Raw genomic sequence first — 19,686 nt, forward strand, 5'->3', positions numbered from 1 at the left:
AATTTTTGGAGGACTAGAAACAAAAAGATTACTATTTTCCAGATTTAAAAAAGAAGATATGAGAAGGAAACATGTAATTGGAATGGCAATTTGCCATAACCTCCAGACATATATGACTATTTTTTATCCCTATAATTTTAATTTTCTTTATGAATATGTTAAATGTAATTGATTTGTTCGACAACCTCATCTAAAACGAAAATTATTTAAGTTATTTTGTATAGGGATGAAAATGAGATATGTTTATCTATTCGAAGAAGGAAATAAGGAGATGGCAAAAATTCTTGGAAATAAAGGAGCCCATTTATGTGAGTTAGTCAGGATAGGAACTCCTGTTCCTCCTGGATTTATAATTTCAACTGATGCATGCAGGAGATATTTTGAAGAAGGTAAAATAGAGGAGGATATAAAAAAAGAAATTCTCGATGCTTTGAAAAAAATTGAAAAAATGACAGGAAAAAAGTTTGGAGGAGAGGAGCCATTGCTTCTGTCTATTCGTTCTGGTGCTCCTGTTTCAATGCCGGGGATGATGGATACAATAATAAACCTTGGGATTACAGATGAAATTGTTGAGAAAATGCATGATAAGAGATTCGCATATGATGCTTACAGGAGATTTCTTGCAATTTTTGGAAAAGTAGCCCTTGGTATAGATGGGAAAAAGTTTGATGAAGTACTTGAGAAGAAAAAAAGAGAGGAAGGTGTTGATGAGAGCAATCTCTCTACTGAAGCTTTAAGAGAAATTGTTGAAGAATATAAGAAAATTTTTAGGGTGCCAAATCCATATGATCAACTTTTTATCGCTATTTCCGCAGTTTTCAATTCCTGGAATAATGAAAGGGCAATAAGCTACAGAAAAATTAAGAATATACCTCATAACCTTGGCACAGCGGTTGTGGTTCAGGCAATGGTTTTTGGAAACATGGGCAACGACTCATATACAGGGGTTATTTTTACAAGAAATCCATCTGATGGAAACAATAAAATTTATGGAGAATTTCTTATAAATGCGCAGGGTGAGGACATAGTCAGCGGAAAAAGAACACCATTGCCAATTGAGAAATTAAGAGAAATAAATCCCTCTTTATATGAGGAAATACGCAGTGTTGCCAAGAAAATTGAAACGCATTATAGAGATATGCAGGATATAGAATTCACTGTGGAAAGGGGAAATTTATATATTCTTCAAACAAGAAAAGGAAAGAGAACAGCAAAAGCGGACATAAAAATAGCTTTTGATATGGTGAATGAAGGAATTATAGTAAAAGAAGAAGCATTGCTAAGAATAGACACGGGCTCACTGTCTCAACTTCTCCATAAAAGAATAAAAAAAGCAAATCGCAAAATAGCAAGTGGCCTGCCTGCCTCGCCTGGTGCGGCTGTGGGGCGGATATGCTTGTCTGCGGATGAGGCGTATGAAAAAGGTTTGCATGAAAAAATTATTTTGATTAGGGAAGAAACAAGCCCGGATGATATACATGGGGTTGTGAGGTCGCAGGGAGTTATAACAATAAGAGGGGGGCTTACTTCTCATGCAGCTGTTGTGAGCAGGGGGCTAGGTATTCCATGCATTGTTGGTTGTAACATAGAAATAAACGAGGAGAAAAAAGAAATAGTTGCAGATGGAAAAATTCTAAGAGAAGGGGATTTTATATCAATGGATGCGAGCATTGGAGAGGTTTATGAAGGAATTGCTGAACTTGCTGATGCTGAATTTCCAGAAGAGATGAAGGCAATTCTTTCCTGGGCTGATAAAATCAGAAAAATGAAGGTTTATGCAAATGCTGATCTGCCAGATGATGCAAAAAAAGCAATGGAATTTGGGGCGGAAGGAATAGGACTATGCAGAACAGAGCACATGTTTCTAAATCCAGCTAGGCTTGAAATCGTAAGAAAGGCAATATTTGGAGATAAAAATTCGCTTAATAAACTTCTTGAAATGCAGAGAAAAGATTTTATTGAAATTTTTGAGATAGTTGGAGAAAAGCCAATAGTTATTCGCTTGCTTGATGCCCCACTGCATGAATTTCTGCCTAAATATGAGGAACTTTTAGAGAAAAAAATAAAAGGGGAAATGAGTGAGGAGGAAGAAGAAATATTTGAAACTGTTAGAAATTTAAGAGAGGCAAATCCAATGCTTGGGTTTAGAGGGGTAAGACTTGGAATAATGAAGCCAGAAATATATGCAATGCAGACAAGAGCAATAATTGAAGCGGCTATAAAAGTAAAGAAAAAAAGAATTCTTCCTTACATTGAAATACCTGTAGTAAGCGATGCAAATGAAATAAGAATTGCTAAGAGAATTATAGTTGATGAAATTGAAAAAATTTTTAAAGAAAAAAATGTAAGAATTAATTATAAGATAGGAACAATGATAGAATTGCCCCGAGCCTGCCTTGTTGCTGATGAAATTGCAAAAGAAGTTGATTTCATTTCCTTTGGAACAAATGATTTGACACAAACAACTTTTGGATTTAGTAGGGATGATGCGGAAGAAAAATTTTTGAGAGATTATGTTGAAAGAGGAATAATCAGTGAGGATCCTTTTGCAATTCTTGATTCTAAAGGAGTTGGAGAGCTTATGAAAATTGCTATTGAAAAGGCAAGAAGGGTAAATGAAAAAATAGAAGTAGGGATATGCGGGGAGCATGGAGGGGAGGAAAAATCAATAAAATTCTGCCAATCAATAGGACTTGATTCAATAAGCTGTTCTCCCTATCGCTTGATAACAGCGAGAATATCAGCTGCAAAGGCGGTATTGAGCTAAAAATTTCTAAAAAATTTATATAATCTACTTTATTTTTTTATTAAGTTGGAGGTTATGGAGAAGGAAAAATTGCCAAGTAATATTTCTTCTTGATGGCTTAATATTAACAATTCTAGGCAGTGCTCTGAGGAAAGGAAAATGAGAAAATAGGATACAAAAATATTTAAAAACAATCTTCTTTTGCAATAATGCTTGGTAAAAAAGATAAATTCGTACTTAAAAAGAAAATAGAAGAGCTAAGAGCAATTAGAGGACAGCATACAGAGCTTATTTCCCTTTATATTCCCCCTTCCCGCCAGATAAGCGATGTAATGGCTTATTTAAGGAATGAATATTCAGAATCAACAAATATAAAATCAAAGCAGACACGTAAAAATGTTCTTTCAGCAATTGAAGGAATAATGGCAAGGTTAAAATATTTTAAATCTCCTCCCCCAAATGGTTTAATTTTTTTTGTTGGTATGGTTGGTGAGCCACCAAAACTTTTTGCTGAAGTTATTGAGCCGCCCGTTCCCATAAATACATATCTTTATAGATGCAACTCCCAGTTTTATCTGAAACCACTTGAAGAAATTATAGAAGAAAAAGATGTTTATGGCCTGCTTTTAATCGATAGAAGAGAATGCACAATCGGTTTTTTACAGGGTAGTAGAATCGAAGCTGCAGCTTATATGACATCCCGTGTGCCAGGCAAGCACGGCAAAGGGGGGCAGAGCCAGCGCAGATTTGAAAGGCTAACTGAAATAGCGGCACATGAGTGGTTTGTTAAAGCTGGAGAAAAAGCATCTCAACTTTTTCTTGAAAAAAATGTTAAAGGCGTGATGGTTGGAGGGCCTGGCCCAACTAAAAGAGAGTTTGTTAATGGAAATTATCTTGACTATAGAATAAAGGAAAAAATAATTGGGCTATATGATACTGGTTATACTGATGAATATGGATTGAGAGAGCTTATAAGTTCTGCATCAAATGATATAGAGGAGCTTGATATTGTTAAAGATAGAAAAATTATGCAAAGATTTCTTGAAGAAATAAGGAAGAGCAGTGGCTTGGCAATATATGGCGAAGAAGAAGTGAAAAATGCTCTTATGGCTGGCATGCTCAATGTGCTTTTGATTTCATCAGAACTTGAAAGATATAAGGTTAAGGCGCATTGTACAAGTTGTGGATATGATTTTGAAGGAATTGTTGAAAAATTGAATTTTCAATGTCCAAAATGCAATGGTAACATGGAAATAATTGAAAAAAAGGATATAATTGAAGAATACGCAGAACTTGCTGAAAAGTCATCTACTGAAATGGAAATAATAAGCAGGGAAAGTGAGGAAGGGGAAATATTGTATAGAGCATTTAATGGAATAGCTGGTATATTAAGATACAAGGTAGAATAAGTTAAATATTAGCTTTCTATATTATTTTATGGGTTGCTACATATGCGGGGCAAAAACAAGCAATTTCTGCAATCATTGCTATAAACCAATATGCAATGAACATTCCTATTTTATAGAGTCTTTATTTTCCTATCTATGTGAGACTTGTTACAATTCATATATTAATGGCTCTCAGAATGTTGTTTCTGAATAATTTTGCTGAAACTTGTTGCACATATTTTTCCATTTCTTTTATAAATCCATAATAAAATAACATCACTTCCCTCATTTATTTTGCTCACATCTTTTGCTCTTTCATCAAATAAATAAATTTCCTTTCCATCAACAATAATTTTTCTTGAAAATTTTTCATAATTTTCATCAATAAATAAGTTCGTCGGAAATTTTTTTTCAATTTTTCCTTTGAGGCAGAAAATTCCATCTCCCTCCTCGAATTTAATTTTTGTCTCAATTTTTTTATCTATTTTGCTTATACTACCAAATTTTCCAACATTTATTTCAAGCCCATATATACCTGTTCTTGCAATTCCATTTGCAATTCTTACACAATCTCCTTCATTCAAATAATTTAAAATTTTTTTATTTTCATCCCAAAGCTTTAGAACACAATGCCCACTCTCATCTCCTATAACTGCGATGGCTTTTTTTTCATAAATTTTTCCCTTGCTTTCAATTTTTGCATCTATTGCAACATTTCCTTCCGCTTCCTTTATCTTTTTCCTCTCTATCAATTTATTTTTCTCCATTAAAAGCAATCTCGCTGTTTCTTCATCTATAAGCCAATCAAATTTTTCAATCTCAGTTTCTATTTCATTCACAAAGCTATGACATCAATATTTTTTATTTTTTCTAAATTTTCAGAAAGATATTTAATCGCTAAAAACTACATTTCCATGAATTCAGCAATAATTGGATTATTTGCTGCAACCCTTACAACAATCTCATTCATCCCTCAGGTTATAAAAACATTTAGGCTGCGCAGGGCGGAGGACATTTCTCTTGCGATGTATGTTTTATTCTGCACTGGTATATTTCTTTGGCTTGTTTATGGTGTTTTGATAAAAGATTTCCCAATAATTTTGGCGAATTCAATTACACTTATTTTGTCTCTTACAATTCTATTTTTCAAAATAAAGTATGGGTGATGTAGCATTATCATTGAAAATTTAATGATCTTCTATTCTTTCATTTTCTATTGATTTAATGGGAATTTATCACACCGAAAATTGAATAATTGATGGTTTTTCTATGTCATTCAGCATAAGATTTCCATCCATTATATTTGAGAATTTGAAATTGCTATGTAAATGAGCAAAGCTTTCTGTTGGCTTACCGTTCCTAAATACATATACACTATCCATTAAAAGAATGAGCAAAATCTTTCCTATTAATCCATCTAAATTTGAATATGAGGTTCTTAAATTCCATTTTATTCTCCAGTTTCCTCCTTCTATAGCATTTGTAGATAAAGCCCCAATAAATTCATCATCTTCTACCAAATCTGGATAAATTTTCTTCATTGTTTCGGTTATTTCTCCCTTAAATTCTTCAAATATATAATGTAACATTTCATGAAATTCGTTTGGATGAATTTCTTTTTCTAATTCTTTTATTTCCTTACTCTGGATTATTTTCCTAAAACGATGGACTATACATAATATAGGATTAGCATTTTTATAGGAAGGATTTCCATCTGTACAAATAGAGGTAACTCTTTCTAATGGCAAGAAAAGAATCCTTGCCACCAACCAATTAAAAGAGGAGGGACAGCAAATCATTGATGAAAAAGATTGTAGATGAGGTAAATAAGATGTTGCAACACAAAATCCATCTGGATAATTTTTTATTTTTTTATTTCCCTCCCATTTCTTTATCCTATTTTCCTCTTTCATCTTTTTCTTTGCCCCTCTTATAGGAGGATACGTTTCATCTGCAACTGCATCATATTTTTCATCTGGATATCTTTTTCTTAATTCTTCAACATTCTTCACATTAAACAAAATTTTCAGTATATTTACTCCTATATCTTCTCCAAATGCCCCTATACCCGCTATTTCCTTTGCCCTCTTTCCAAATTTCTGGCAATATCTTTTTACTGTATCTCTATCTACTTGTATTCCAAATTGCGTCAATACATTTTCAACTCTATTATATGGCATTGAAGCTGTCATCCATAAACATAGGTCAACTATAGGCTTTCCATATTTACATCCTTGATAGAAAGGTGTATTTGATGCAACAAAGAATTTATTGCAGTTTTTGCATCTAAATACTCCTATTTTAACATCTATTTCTTTAAATCCATTTTCTTTTATTAAAATACAAAATGTCTTTTTTCTAAAACTGTGTAGATAAAAATTCTTTGATTTGCAGTGGGGGCATCTTTCTGCTTCATCGTATTTTTTCCCGTCATATTCTTTTTCTAAAAATGTTTGTATAGCCTTTACTAAGATATTAGGAGAAAGCTTACACAATTTTTTCTTCTTAGGGTGTTGCATTTTTTCCCCTCCCAACTAATTTACCTATAAGAAAATTCTATAAAAATACTTTACCAAATTTTTTCAGTAACTACGCTACATCACCATAAAGTATGGGTAGAAAAATTTATATATGTTATTTGATATATCTTGTGATATGTTTGAAGATAAAGATTTAAAAATAAAAGAAGCAATAAAACTCATGCTTTTGAATTGTATAAAAGAAAGAAAAATGCATGGGTACGCTCTTATGAAAAAAATATCGGAGGAAAGAGGAAAAAAAACAAGCACTGGAGTTATTTATCCAATGCTTGCTGAGCTTGAAGAAGATGGTTTAATAAAATCTGAAAAAGATAAACAGAATAAAAAATTTTACAAATTAACAATTAAAGGTTTGAGATATCTAAATAGAAGGAAAGAAAAATTGAAGGAAATAACTGAACATATGAATAAAATAAGGGAATTCGAGAAAATGGGGGCGGGGCAGTTGAGAGATGCATTAAGGACTGCATTTATTAAATTTGATATTTTAAATGAAAAGCAGAAAAAAAGGATATCAAAAATTTTAAAAAATGCATCAAAAGAGATTAGATATATAGTTGAATTCGGTGAGTAAAAATGCATGCAATAGTTGTTGAGAATTTAACGAAGAGATTTGGAGAAATTGTTGCAGTAAATAATGTTTCATTTAAAGTAAATAAAGGAGAAATTTTCTCGTTTCTTGGCCCGAATGGGGCAGGAAAAACAACAACAATTCATATTCTTGTCACCATTTTAAAGCCTAATTCGGGCTCTGCCTTTGTTGCGGGGCATGATGTTGTAAAAGAAGCAAAAGAAGTGAGGAAAAAGATAGGGATAGTTTTTCAGGACCCAAGCCTTGACACAAATTTAACTGCATATGAGAATCTATACATTCATGGCGGAATATATGGATATCATGGCCCTCAATTGAAAAATAAGATAGATGAGTTGCTAAAATTTGTTGAACTTGAAAATTTTAAAAATAAGGTGGTTAAGACATTCAGCGGGGGCATGGCGAGGCGGCTGGAGGTAGCAAAAGCTTTAATTCATGAACCAGAAATTCTCTTTTTGGATGAGCCGACAATTGGGCTGGACCCCCAGACAAGGGCTAGGATATGGGAATATATAGAGAAGCTAAGAGGGGAGAAGGATATAACAATATTTCTCACAACCCATTATATGGATGAAGCTGAGCAATTATCGGATAGAATAGCGATAATAGATAAGGGGAAAATAATCGCTCATGATACACCAGAAAATCTGAAAAGCATGTTAGGAGAGGACATTATTTACATAAATGCAGAAAATCCAGAATGTTTTGATGAAGATTTTGCAAAGGATTGCAAAATTTTGGAGGATGGAAGAATTAAGATAAGTGTTAATAATGCAAGTTCAGCAATTCCAAAAATTTTTGAAATAGCTCAGAAGAAAGGGATAAGAATAAATAATATAACATATCACAAACCAACCCTCAATGATGTTTTTATTCACCTTACTGGAAAGGAGATGAGGGATAAAGAAAATTCATCGCAAATTATAAGGAGGAGATTTAGATGAGAGCTTTCCTTAGCATGGTTTACAGGCAGATAAAAAGATTCTGGCGTGGCAAATCAAGAGTTATAGGTGCAATAATAAATCCTCTGATATGGCTTGTTTTCTTCGGGCTTGGATGGAGCAAGGTTTTTGATTCGCCTATGGCAAAGCAGATTTTTGGGGGAATTGATTACATCTCATTTCTTGCCCCAGGTCTTATGACTATGGGCTTATTTACTGCATCATTTATCAGTGGCGTAACTGTTATATGGGATAAACAATTTGGATTTTTGAAAGAAACACTTGTTGCTCCTGCCTCAAGAAAAAGCATAATTGGTGGTAGAATAGTTGGAGATGCTTTTATTTCCTTAATTCAGGGTTTTATAATCCTTTTATTCACTTTTCCACTTGCAAAATCCCTTAAAATCAGTGGATTTGCTCCAGTATTGCTTGTTGGCTTCATTCTTTCAATTGCAATTTCATCACTTGGAGTTAGTTTATCTCTAAAAATGGCGAGCATGGAAGGTTTTCAGATGATAATGATGGTTGTAATGATGCCATTGATTTTTTTAAGCGGGGCAATTTATCCTATTGATACAATGCCTAAATGGATGCAATATGTTGCCCATGTAAATCCCTTAACTTATGCAGTTGATGCATCCCGCAACCTCCTTTTAGGAATTTCAAAATTCTCTCTTCTCCTTGATTTCTCTGTTCTATCGATAATAGCACTTGTTTTTCTCACTACAGCAATGCTCCTCTTTGAAAAAGCAACAATTGAATAGCGCTGGGAGCAGGATTCGAACCTGCGATGGCTTGCGCCAAGCGGCTCTCGAGGCCGCCGCCTTTCCGCTAGGCTATCCCAGCATAATTTTAATATTTGTGATTTTTATTAACCTTACTATGGAAGTTGAGGTTGAGACAAGAGAAGGGAAAAGGAAGGTTGAGATAAGCAAGGATGCAACTGGTGAGGAGCTGCTATCTATACTCGGAATGATACCAGATTCTTCTCTTATAATTGTTGATGGGAAGCCTTTGCCTTATACTGAAAAGATTAGAGGGAAAAAAATAAAAATAATAAATGTTGCTACTGGTGGATAGCTCCCGTGGTGTAGCGGCCAATCATATCGGCCTCTCGAGCCGAAGACCCGGGTTCAAATCCCGGCGGGAGCATTAAACTCTGACTAAAAATAAAATTTTATAAATCCTATGTTAGCTTTAAAATCATGGATTTTCTGAACTATGCACGCATTTTGGCAAATTTGTTAGCAGAAATTGCTTATTTGAAATAGCAAGAAAGGCGGAGCATAAATATAAAAAATAAGAAAGCGATTGAAAAAATATTAAAATTTAGAGAAGGTTTTCAGCAAGCATTATAAATGTTTTTTAAATTAAGGGCATGAAGCTAGAGAAATTTGTTGCCTTAATGCTAATCCCTCTTTTTATCCCGCCAATTAGTGGAAATGATGAAATAATTTCAGATTGGGCGGATGGGTATTTCACCGGTATAGCAAAGATGAATAATAATACTTTGGGAAATGTTGAAGGATATATATGGTTAGGAAGAAATGATTTCAGCGGAAATATTTCAGGAATATTTAAAGGAAAGAAGGAAATTAAATTTGAAGGATTTTTTTATAAAAGCCTTATTTTGTGTAAGCCATTTTTTGGAATTTTAAAAAGAGATGAAAAGAATTTTCAGGCATTTTTTATTACATTAAATGGATTTATTACTGTAGAAGGAGGATATTATGCTTCATTTTTACCAAAGCCAAGAGGAAATTATAGCATAGGAGTTAGAGAAATTCATCTTGTAGATTATGAAAGAGAGGAAAAGCTTACGGAAATAGAAGGTGATAGAAGGGAAATGATGCTTTATTTATGGTATCCAACTGAGGAAAGTGAAGGAATGGAATATGAATACATGGGAAAAGAAACATTTAAATGGCTTTTAAAGCAATCCTATCTTTTCTGGATTCCAGAAAATAGTTATGAATATGTAAAAACCCACTCATTTCTTGATGCTAAAATTGCTGATGGAGTTTTTCCCCTTATAATATTTTCGCATGGCTATAGAGGATATCCCTCAATGTATACTTCAATGATTGAAGAGATTGTAAGCCATGGTTTTGTGGTCGCTGGCATATGCCATCCGCATATAGCGGGCATAACTGTATTTCCAGATGGAAGAAAAATAGAATTCACGGATTTATCATCTTACAATGAGAGTTATAGAAACTGGTGGCTGGAAACTGCTTTTAATGAAGTAATCGGTGACATAAATTATGTAATAGATTATCTGCTTAAAGAATTCCCTGAAAATATAGATGGAGAAAACATAGGAATATACGGGCATTCATTTGGAGGAGGCGCCGCCCTTGCTATGTGCGCGGATGAGCGAATAAAGGCGGGGCTTGCAATGGATGGCTATTTCAGAAACAGCAAGGTGGAGAAGCCATTTTTTATGTTTTTTGTTGAGGGCAGATTTGAAAATGATGAGTTTTTGCAGGGTTTATGGGAAAATTCAAGCATTGCTTTTACCGCTATTGTAAATGGCTCTGCTCATTATGATTACACTGATTTGCCTGTTTTGCTTCCTCATTTTGCTCCTAATATTCCTAAATATATTATACCGGGATTTGGAAGAATAGAAGGAAAAAGAATAGTTAATATTGTAAATAAATTCACTCTTGCATTTTTTAATGTTTATTTGAAAGGAGAGAGCATTGAAGAAATAATTTCGCTTTCAGATGAATTTGAGGAAGTTTTATTTTATTATAAATTTTAATCTTGAAAATGTGTTAAGCTTAAAGTTCCCCAGTCATCGAAATCATTCATTCCATGGCTTCCATCTGAATAATCAACAAGGATGTAAGTATAGCGATAGTTCATGCAACTTTTATATGGAGTATATTTCCAGTAAGCCCACTTCCAGGGATAAATTGTATCATCATTATCCACTCCAGGATTCCATATGGCAAGAGAATGACCTGTTTCATGCATGAAAACACTTGCATATACTATATCCCTATCTACAAAAAATAATTGCCTGCATTTTTCCTCTATATATTTTGTTGAAATCTGCCACATATCTCTTTTTACCGCATAGCCATTAAATCCAGCATCATAAACAATAACCGCATAATGAAATACACCTTTCCTCCATAAGCTTTGATTATCGTGCAAGAAATATTTGGTATAATAATTATCTAAATCTTTTCCAGTTACAGATAGCTTAAAAGGCAGTTTTTCCCCTCCCCCCATGCATCCATCATCAAGATGATAAACTATGTTATGCTTATCATAAGCGGTTCTTAGCATTTCCTTTGCACCATCTGGAAGAACACTTTCCTTTGTTCCATTTCCAGCTTCCATCTGGTCAATTTCGATAAATAAATCCTTTCTGAAAGGATCGGAGCCCCACTGGCTTGTTAAATATTCTTCATAATTATCCAATCCATCCTCATCTGGGTCAAGATTTTTGTGGTCATTCCATACAAGAGGGCTGTATTCCCATCTATCTTCAATGCTTCCATTCCACCAGTTATAGCGGAAATAATGCCCCCATTTATATTCCCATTCAATTGGTATGCCATCATTATCCATATCCTCTCCTCTATTATCTTTTGTCGGGTCAGTATGAAACACATTTACCTCAATCCAGTAAGGAATACTATCCCCATCATAATCATTCTGATAAATTGAGAAGCCAATCTCGCAATCCTTGTTATTCTGATAAATGCTGTTATCATCGCACCCATTCAGGCGCCCGTAGCCACTCAAATCTTTGTTCCAGTAGCTTGGTGGGGGGTTGAAATCGTCGCCAAACCAGTGGCCGGATTTTATGCTGTATGTTAAATTTATATCCATGCTGTATGGGTAATCATCTATATTATCGCTTATATCGCACAGCTTATCAACAATGTCATCATCCCAGAGCTGAATCACTATATTAACAAATTCTACATCATCTGGAACATTCGCTTTTGCTGACCATTTTTCATATACATATTTTTGATTTTTCCAGACAGGGCTTGTAAATTCCTCGCCATTTATGAAAACCTTTACATAAAAGTCAGGGTCGCTGAATTCATCTATTTTATCTATTGTTCTTCCAAGATATTTTGTTTCAAGTGAGCGAATATAGTCTATTTCAACAGTTACTTCTATATCAACAAGCGGGTCAAAATCTTCTGAAATATTGCCTATTTTTTCCTTGTATAGGGAAATATTCAAAGGTAATAAAAACATCGCAGACAAAATTAGCGTAACTATCTTTTTCATGCTTGGAAAAATCAGGCTGGTATAAATATTTTATTGGTGAAAATTTATTATTTAAAAGCCTGAAAAATATCTCTTCCATAGAAAATGCAAAAGTGAAAAATTCGTTATTTTTTTTAAAAAATTTTAAAAAAAAAATTTATAAATTTGTAATATATTTAGGTTCGAGACGTAATAAAAGGTGTTAAGATGAAGAAATTGTTGTTAATCGGGGTAGCGGGGCTTGTTGTTGGTTATGGTGTTTTTGGATTAATTTTTGAAATATTGAGCCAGCCGCCATCTGGCTGGCCGAGTTCATGAACATGGATTGATACAGATCCTAATGAGAATGGAGCACAGGATAATCGCAGAGATGTTGAATATGCTTATATAGCGATGGATGATGAGTATTTATATCTAAGGCTGTGCTGTTATGCCCAGCCCAATTTTACTATAGAAAAAGACGCAAGGTATAAATGGTTTATAGATTTAAATGGGGATGGAAGCATTCAGGGAGGAAATATAATAGGAGGAGAGTATATGTTTTTTGTTGAGGATACAAATAATGATGGAATTGGAGATGTTTATCTTCTCAATGATACGGATGGAGACGGAATGTTTAGTGAGTGGGAAGGAAATTATAGCGGAGGGCTGATAACAAATAGTAGCATTGCTGGGTATGAAATAATTGGAAACTGTGTGCTTTTGTATTTAAGTTGGGATGCTATAGGAAACCCTTATCCTTTTTATTTACTCGCCTGGGCAACAGACCAAGAAAATCCTAACCTTGAGCAAATGCCAACAACTGATGGCCCCGATTCAGCAGATATTCCATTTGGACCATTTTTCCCGCCATATGTCTATTTGAGTATAGAAAAGAATGATAATCCTGACCCTGTTTATGCGGGAGGGATATTAAATTATACTATCTGGGTTAATAACACAGTAGGGATAAATCTTACAAATGTAACAGTGATAGAAACATATGATTCAAATGTAACCTTTAACTCATCAAACCCAGCGCCAACGCAAGGAAATAACACATGGATATTCAATTTATCTGTTAATTCTTCATGGAGCGTAAATATAAGCGTAGTTGTTAATTCATCTCTGCCAAATGGAACAATACTGCATAACTATGTAAATGTAACTTATGGAAATTTATCAAATTTAACAGGAATATATAATCAAACATGGGAGAATACAACAGTTGTTTCTCTTCCAATTAATCCAGGCATAAGCATAACAAAAGAAGCATATCCAGATATAATTCATAGTGGCGAATCTGTAACATATTATCTAAACATAACAAATACTGGAGATGTTAATTTAACAATAACAAGCATAATTGATAATCAGAGCCTTTGTTTTTCATATAGCTCTGGAGACGATGGAGATAATATTTTTGAACCAGGAGAAACATGGATATATGTAAATACAACATCAATAAGCATTGATACATGGAATAAAGTAAATGTAACTGCGGAAGATAGCTTAGGAAAAGAAGTATATGATGAGGCAAGTGCATATGTTAATGTAATAAATCCAGGCATAGATGTTGAGAAATATGTAAGCAATGATAATTCAACATGGCAAGAAAGCATAACAATTAATTCTGGAAGCATTGCATACTGGAAGATTGTTGTAACAAACACTGGAGATTGTATTTTATACAATGTATGGGTAAATGATAGTGGAAATAATATAAATGTTGGAACTCTTGGAATAGGAGAAAGCAGAACATTTTACTGGAATAGTAGCTATACAGAAGATTTTACAAATGTTGTAAATGCAAGAGGAGAAGATGAATTAGGATATGAAGTAACAGACAGCGATACTGCAAGTATTGATGTTATAGAAGGTGCGCCTAATATTTATGACCCGAAAATAGCGGAAGATATAGATGGCTTGCCTCTTGAGCCTGGTGATGTGATAAGGTATACCGCATGGATTAATAATACTGGTAATGCGTCATCAAATGATAATCCTGGAAATGAATTTGAGGATGAGATTCCAGCATGCACCACCTATGTTACTGGCTCACTTGAAATAAATGATATTCCAAACGATGATGATATATCAGATGGAATTGGATACGATGCAATAAACAATAAAATAATATGGAATGGAATTATTCCTGCAAATGGGTCAATAAAAATAAGTTTCATGGTTAGGGTTAATCTCAACGCAACTTGCTCAATCATTTCAAATCAAGGTGTGGTTTTTTATGATAGCGATGGGGATGGCATAAATGACGCCACCCAGCCAACAGATGACCCGAGCACATCGGAGGAAAATGACCCGACTAATTTAAGGATAGATATTTATCCACCATGGTCATGGATTGTTGTAAAAGAAGACCCCGCTCAATTTGTGCCAAAAATGTGCACAGTTAATATTTATGCTGCTGATGATGCAAGCCCATGGAAGATTTTCTATGTGATATATGATGGAAATAACAGCAGAGAGATAAGAGAGGGAGAATGGAATACAACAGTGATTTTTTTCTTGTTCTTTACTGAAGAAAGAAACTTTACCATAGAATATTGGGCAATTGATGCCTCTGGTAAAGAAGAAACTCCTCACAATTTTGCCTCTTACAGTGTTGATTTTACTCCTCCATCATTTGAAATACATTTCAGTGGCTTGTATGAAAAATCTGAAGATAGATACTATATTCCTTCTACTGCGGTTATATCATTTTATGCTTATGATACAGGAAGTGGAGTTGATAGAATAGAGTATAAAATAGATGATGGAAGTTGGATTAAATATACATCTTCCTTCAGACTAAGCGAAGGATTGCACAAGATATATGTGAATGTATGGGATAAATTAAATAACAGATATTTTGAGGAATTTAAAGTGCAAGTAGGAGGTTGCGAACCAATAACAAAATGTGTTCTTGATCCTCCTTTACCAGATGGGGACAATGGATGGTATAAAACACCAGTTAAAGTTGAATTAGAGGCATCTGATAATGGAAGCGGAATTGCAAAAACTTTTTATAAAATAGATGGGAAGGAGTGGATTGAATATAATGGTGCTTTTATTCTTCAGGATGGCAAACACAGTTTATTCTTCTACAGTATTGATAAAGCGGGCTTCGTTGAGGAAATAAAGAAAATCAGCATAAATATTGATATGTTTGCTCCAGAGATAAAAATTGAAAAGCCAAAAGCATGGCTATATATAGGAGATCATAAAATAATACCTCTTGTTGGCAATAAAGCAATAGTAATAGGTAAAATCACCATAAATATAGCTATAGAAGACATAAAAACATCTGGTATTGAAGCCACTTATCTTTATATTGATGGGCGCATCGTTGCGCAAGGAAAAACAGAGATAAATTATACATTAAATGAAAAAATGTATGGCATTCACAAAATGAAAATAGTTTCAGCTGATTTAGCAGGAAATATTGCGGTTAAGGAGATGTATCTCTTTATATTAAACCCAAAAATTAGATTTAATAACCCATAAATGAATAAATTTAAAAGCTTGTAAATAATTTACCTTAATGAAATTAAAGAAATTTGCATATTTGTTTATAATATTGTTAATCTGCATAATTTTATACAGAGGGGGGGCGATTGATAATATCCCTCCAGTAACAATAAAAAGTTTTCAGGGAGCAATATATGAAATGGATGGAATTGAATGGATAAGCAATTCAACAATTATATGGCTCAATTCAACAGATGCTGGAACAGGAGTAAAATATTTATACTATGAAATATGGGCGGACATAAACAATGATGGAATAATAGATGTAATGATAGAAAACAGGACAGTAAATGATAACTCACCTCAGGATATGGACAGCACTCTCAAAAAAATATCTGTAAAAGTAATAATAAATAGTGAATGCCTGCATAAACTCGAATTTTACTCTGCTGATTGGGCGGGAAATGTTGAAAAGCATGGCGCTTACTTATATAAAGAATGGAACTATGCCTTAGGGTTTAATGTTGTTCATGCACCAAATGGATGTGTGTTTGGCTCATCTCCTGCAATTGCAAATTTATCAGGAGATAAAAAGCTTGAAATAGTATGTGGAAGCGATGAAATAACTAATTTTTATCCAGAAATAAATGCTACTGCGAGAGGAATATGGAGATGTTTTAGTTACAATGGAAGCATATTATGGGCTCTTGATACAAAAACAGATGAATCAAGGAGCTCGCCTGCTATTTTTGATTTGGATGGCGACGGAAAGTTAGATATTGTTGGAGGCACAACAAGCGGGTGGCTTCTTGAAGTAATCAATTATAATGGAACATTTAAATGGACATTCCCTCATGTAACCGCAAATGCAACAGGTGGAAATTATGTATGGCATTCTTCTCCAGCAATAGGTGAGTTAAATGAAAGTGTTGGTGGATTGGAAATTGTAATAGGAAACAATCCATTTAAAAATTTGTGGTGCTTTGATGGAGATAACAGCGATGGAATTGATGAAGGATTTACCTTGCCTCTTAATGGAGATGGCACTTCTCCCTATTTCCCAGGTTATCCAAATCACATTGGTTATGAAGGAACTGATTGGGATGTTCTATGGGTTTTCAATACTTCTGGAAATATTATATCAACTCCTTCAATTGGAGATGTAGATAATGATGGAAAAAATGAAGTAATCTTTGGCTCTGCTGATGGAAAAGTTTATATATTAAATGGCTCAAATGGCTTGCAGGAATGGAATTTTACAACAGGAGGAGAAATTTATTCATCTCCCGCCATTGCGGACATTGATGTAGATGGCTATATGGAAATTTTAATCGGCTCTACAGATGGAAAATTTTATTGCCTGCAATGGAATGGCTCAAATGGCTTGCAGGAATGGAATTTTACAACAGGAGGAGCAATTTATTCATCAGCAGCTGTCGGAGACATAAACGCAGATGGTTTTTATGAAATAATATTTGGCTCGAATGATGGCAAACTTTATTGCTTAGCAAGGAATGGGACAATGCTGTGGAATTTTACAACAGGAGGAGCAATTTATTCATCTCCCGCCCTCGCCTTGCCGGATGCGGGCGCATTTGCTATGGAATGGCGGATGTTCAGGGGAAATGAGAGGAGGAGCGGGTTGTATGGGGGCTCTGGGAGGCTTGATATATTTGTTACATCCGAGGATAAATATCTGTATGAGATTGACTGCAATGGAAAACTTGTTGATAAATTTTTGACAAACGGGAGAATAAGAACTTCTCCAGCGGTTGCGGATGTGGATGGAGATGGTCTGCTTAATGTGCTATTTTATGACTGGGGGAGAGAAAATGCGAGCAATGATACCTTTTGGTGCTTGGAAAGAGGGGTTAAGAATGTTAATATTTTAAGAGTAGATGTTTTGCCTCCTGTTACAAACAAAACAGTTCTAAGTGAAGATATTTATAATATAACAAAAGAAACTGATATATGGCTGAATGCAACTGATGCGGGAAATTGTAAATCTGGAGTTAAATATCTTTATTATGAAATATGGCATGATAGCAACTGGGATGGGATAGTGGATACGATGGTAAAAAATGCGACAATTTATGATAATACTCCGTATGATAAAAACCCGAATTTTGGAGAAATATCTGTTTTGATAAATCTAACAAATGGTGGAATAAATGAGATAAGATGGTTCTCAGTGGATAATGTTGATAATAAGGAGACAAAGCATACTCAAAAGCACAATGTTATAACAGGTATGCCATTGCTTACAATAACAAAGCATGATAGCATTGATCCAGTAAATCCAGGAAGCTATTTGAATTACACAATAAATGTAACAAATACAGGAAGTGAGAACGCAAGCAATGTAATTGTTACTGAAACATATGATAGCAATGTTATTTTCATTTCATCAAATCCTCCAGCAAGCTCTGGAAATAATGTATGGAATTTGGGAACAATAAGCGTAGGAGAAAGCAAAATAATAAACATAAGAGTTCAGGTTAAAAGCCCGTTGCCAAATGGAACAATACTGCATAACTATGTAAATGTAACATGCTTGCAAGGAGCATTTAATCAAACATGGGAAAATACAACAGTTGCATCTCCCTCACTTGTTATAACAAAAGAGAGCCTAACTGATTTTGCTGAGGCGGGGGCAAATATTTCATATAGAATAAGAGTAAAGAATAACGGGCTGGTGAGTGCGACAAATGTAGTTGTAAGAGAATTATATGATAGCAGGGTAACGCTAGTATATGCATTTCCTATGCCCTCCTCTGGCTTTGATACATGGTTTATACCAACTCTTGTGCCCTCTGCATCCTATGAAATTTTGTTGAAGGTGAGGGTTGCGAGTAATGTAAGCGGTGGTTCAATTATCGTAAATTATGTAAATGTAACATGCTCGGAAAATGCGTATGGAGAGGCTTATGCATACACACCTGTTGTTTCAGAGCCACCCTATACTTACAAAAGATTTAATGGCACTGTTTTTAATGTTTCAAGTTATGGAAACTATGTTGTGCATTACATTCTTTCAAATACAACCATAGATTTAGTAGCAATTGATAATGGTTCTGGAGTCAATAAAACATTTTATAGAATATTTAAATTTGAGGATGGATGGAAATTGCTTTTTGACTGGAGAGAATATAATGGCTCATATCCATATCGCCCGATAAATCTCTCGCAACTCGGCATCTTGTATGGCTATTCTCCATGTGGAAAATATGAAATTGAATTTTACAGCATTGATAATGTTGGAAATGTTGAACAAATAAGATGGAATGATGTTTTTGTTGATTGCTTCAATCCTTATTCAATTATTGAGCCAATTCCTTATCTAACATATTCTTCAAGTATAGAAATAAGAGTTAATGCAAGTGATATAGGTGTTGGGATAGGAAAGGTTGCTTTGTATTATAGATATAGCGTAGATAATTCAACTTGGACAAACTGGCTTTTATATGGAGAAAAAACGAGCAACTTTACATGGATTTTCAATGCAAATCAGAGTGGCTATTATCAATTCTATTCAGTTGCTTATGATTTACTTGGATTGCATGAGCCATTGCCAAATGCAAGCACAATTCCAAAAGCATATTGCAAGGTATATAGACCATGGGATGTTAATTCAGATGGAAGGGTAAATGCGGAAGATATTTTCTTTGTCCTCACTCACTGGATGCAGACGCCAAGCCATCCGCAATGGGATGAAAGAGCGGATGTAAATAAGGATGGTATCGTTGATGTTGATGATATTATAGAGATAATAAAGCACTGGATTGGTTAA

13 protein-coding genes and 2 tRNA genes are annotated in these 19,686 nt (G+C 34.3%); 11 read left to right on the forward strand and 4 right to left on the reverse strand.

Going from position 1 to position 19,686, the window contains the following annotated elements; genetic code table 11:
* Nucleotides 1-226 precede the first annotated feature (226 nt).
* Nucleotides 227-2,767 (forward strand): pyruvate, phosphate dikinase, encoded by a 2,541-nt coding sequence (locus H5T45_02575; protein MBC7128601.1) that lies wholly within the window; start codon nucleotides 227-229, stop codon nucleotides 2,765-2,767.
* 188 nt (nucleotides 2,768-2,955) lie between these two features.
* Nucleotides 2,956-4,155 carry a peptide chain release factor 1 gene (prf1, locus tag H5T45_02580; GenBank protein MBC7128602.1) on the forward strand — a complete coding sequence of 400 codons (1,200 nt, stop codon included), beginning with the start codon at nucleotides 2,956-2,958 and terminating at the stop codon, nucleotides 4,153-4,155.
* A gap of 161 nt (nucleotides 4,156-4,316) precedes the next feature.
* Here the strand turns inward: prf1 and H5T45_02585 are convergent, their stop codons facing one another.
* On the reverse strand, nucleotides 4,317-4,973 hold the full coding sequence (locus H5T45_02585) for a hypothetical protein (protein MBC7128603.1): 657 nt from the start codon (nucleotides 4,971-4,973) through the stop codon (nucleotides 4,317-4,319).
* Nucleotides 4,974-5,048: 75 nt separating this feature from the next.
* Between H5T45_02585 and H5T45_02590 the strand changes: the two genes are divergently transcribed.
* Nucleotides 5,049-5,300: a SemiSWEET transporter gene (locus H5T45_02590; protein ID MBC7128604.1), complete on the forward strand. Its 252-nt coding sequence runs from the start codon at nucleotides 5,049-5,051 to the stop codon at nucleotides 5,298-5,300.
* A 69-nt stretch (nucleotides 5,301-5,369) separates the two neighbouring features.
* Here H5T45_02590 and H5T45_02595 read toward each other — a convergent pair whose 3' ends face one another.
* Nucleotides 5,370-6,653 (reverse strand): hypothetical protein, encoded by a 1,284-nt coding sequence (locus H5T45_02595; GenBank protein ID MBC7128605.1) that lies wholly within the window; start codon nucleotides 6,651-6,653, stop codon nucleotides 5,370-5,372.
* A gap of 136 nt (nucleotides 6,654-6,789) precedes the next feature.
* On the opposite strand from H5T45_02595, the gene H5T45_02600 reads away from it, so the two are divergent.
* From H5T45_02600 to H5T45_02610, 3 genes are read left to right on the forward strand one after another with little or no spacing between them, the layout of a single operon-like run.
* On the forward strand, nucleotides 6,790-7,248 hold the full coding sequence (locus tag H5T45_02600) for a PadR family transcriptional regulator (GenBank protein ID MBC7128606.1): 459 nt from the start codon (nucleotides 6,790-6,792) through the stop codon (nucleotides 7,246-7,248).
* A gap of 2 nt (nucleotides 7,249-7,250) precedes the next feature.
* The gene (locus tag H5T45_02605) at nucleotides 7,251-8,210 is read left to right on the forward strand and encodes an ATP-binding cassette domain-containing protein (GenBank protein ID MBC7128607.1); all 960 of its coding nucleotides are present in this window, start codon (nucleotides 7,251-7,253) and stop codon (nucleotides 8,208-8,210) included.
* On the forward strand, nucleotides 8,207-8,971 hold the full coding sequence (locus H5T45_02610; protein MBC7128608.1) for an ABC transporter permease: 765 nt from the start codon (nucleotides 8,207-8,209) through the stop codon (nucleotides 8,969-8,971). Before H5T45_02605 ends, H5T45_02610 begins: the two co-directional genes overlap by 4 nt.
* Here the strand turns inward: H5T45_02610 and H5T45_02615 are convergent.
* A tRNA-Ser gene (locus tag H5T45_02615) sits at nucleotides 8,972-9,053 on the reverse strand.
* 36 nt (nucleotides 9,054-9,089) lie between these two features.
* On the opposite strand from H5T45_02615, the gene H5T45_02620 reads away from it, so the two are divergent.
* The 3 genes from H5T45_02620 (at nucleotide 9,090) to H5T45_02630 (ending at nucleotide 10,974) form a co-directional block, all read left to right on the forward strand.
* Nucleotides 9,090-9,287 carry a hypothetical protein gene (locus H5T45_02620; protein MBC7128609.1) on the forward strand — a complete coding sequence of 66 codons (198 nt, stop codon included), beginning with the start codon at nucleotides 9,090-9,092 and terminating at the stop codon, nucleotides 9,285-9,287.
* Nucleotides 9,287-9,359 (forward strand) — tRNA-Glu (locus H5T45_02625). Before H5T45_02620 ends, H5T45_02625 begins: the two co-directional genes overlap by 1 nt.
* Nucleotides 9,360-9,585: 226 nt before the next feature.
* Complete coding sequence (locus tag H5T45_02630) at nucleotides 9,586-10,974, forward strand: hypothetical protein (GenBank protein MBC7128610.1); 1,389 nt, start codon at nucleotides 9,586-9,588, stop codon at nucleotides 10,972-10,974.
* Here the strand turns inward: H5T45_02630 and H5T45_02635 are convergent.
* Nucleotides 10,971-12,470 carry a hypothetical protein gene (locus H5T45_02635; GenBank protein MBC7128611.1) on the reverse strand — a complete coding sequence of 500 codons (1,500 nt, stop codon included), beginning with the start codon at nucleotides 12,468-12,470 and terminating at the stop codon, nucleotides 10,971-10,973. The genes H5T45_02630 and H5T45_02635 overlap by 4 nt on opposite strands.
* A 372-nt stretch (nucleotides 12,471-12,842) precedes the next feature.
* Here H5T45_02635 and H5T45_02640 point away from each other — a divergent pair, with 372 nt between their 5' ends.
* Nucleotides 12,843-15,932, forward strand: a complete 3,090-nt coding sequence (locus tag H5T45_02640) for a DUF11 domain-containing protein (GenBank protein MBC7128612.1) — start codon at nucleotides 12,843-12,845, stop codon at nucleotides 15,930-15,932.
* 37 nt (nucleotides 15,933-15,969) lie between these two features.
* Complete coding sequence (locus tag H5T45_02645) at nucleotides 15,970-19,686, forward strand: PQQ-binding-like beta-propeller repeat protein (GenBank protein MBC7128613.1); 3,717 nt, start codon at nucleotides 15,970-15,972, stop codon at nucleotides 19,684-19,686.

This window comes from Thermoplasmatales archaeon, from assembly GCA_014361245.1.
Classification (GTDB): Archaea; Thermoplasmatota; E2; order UBA202; family JdFR-43; genus JACIWB01.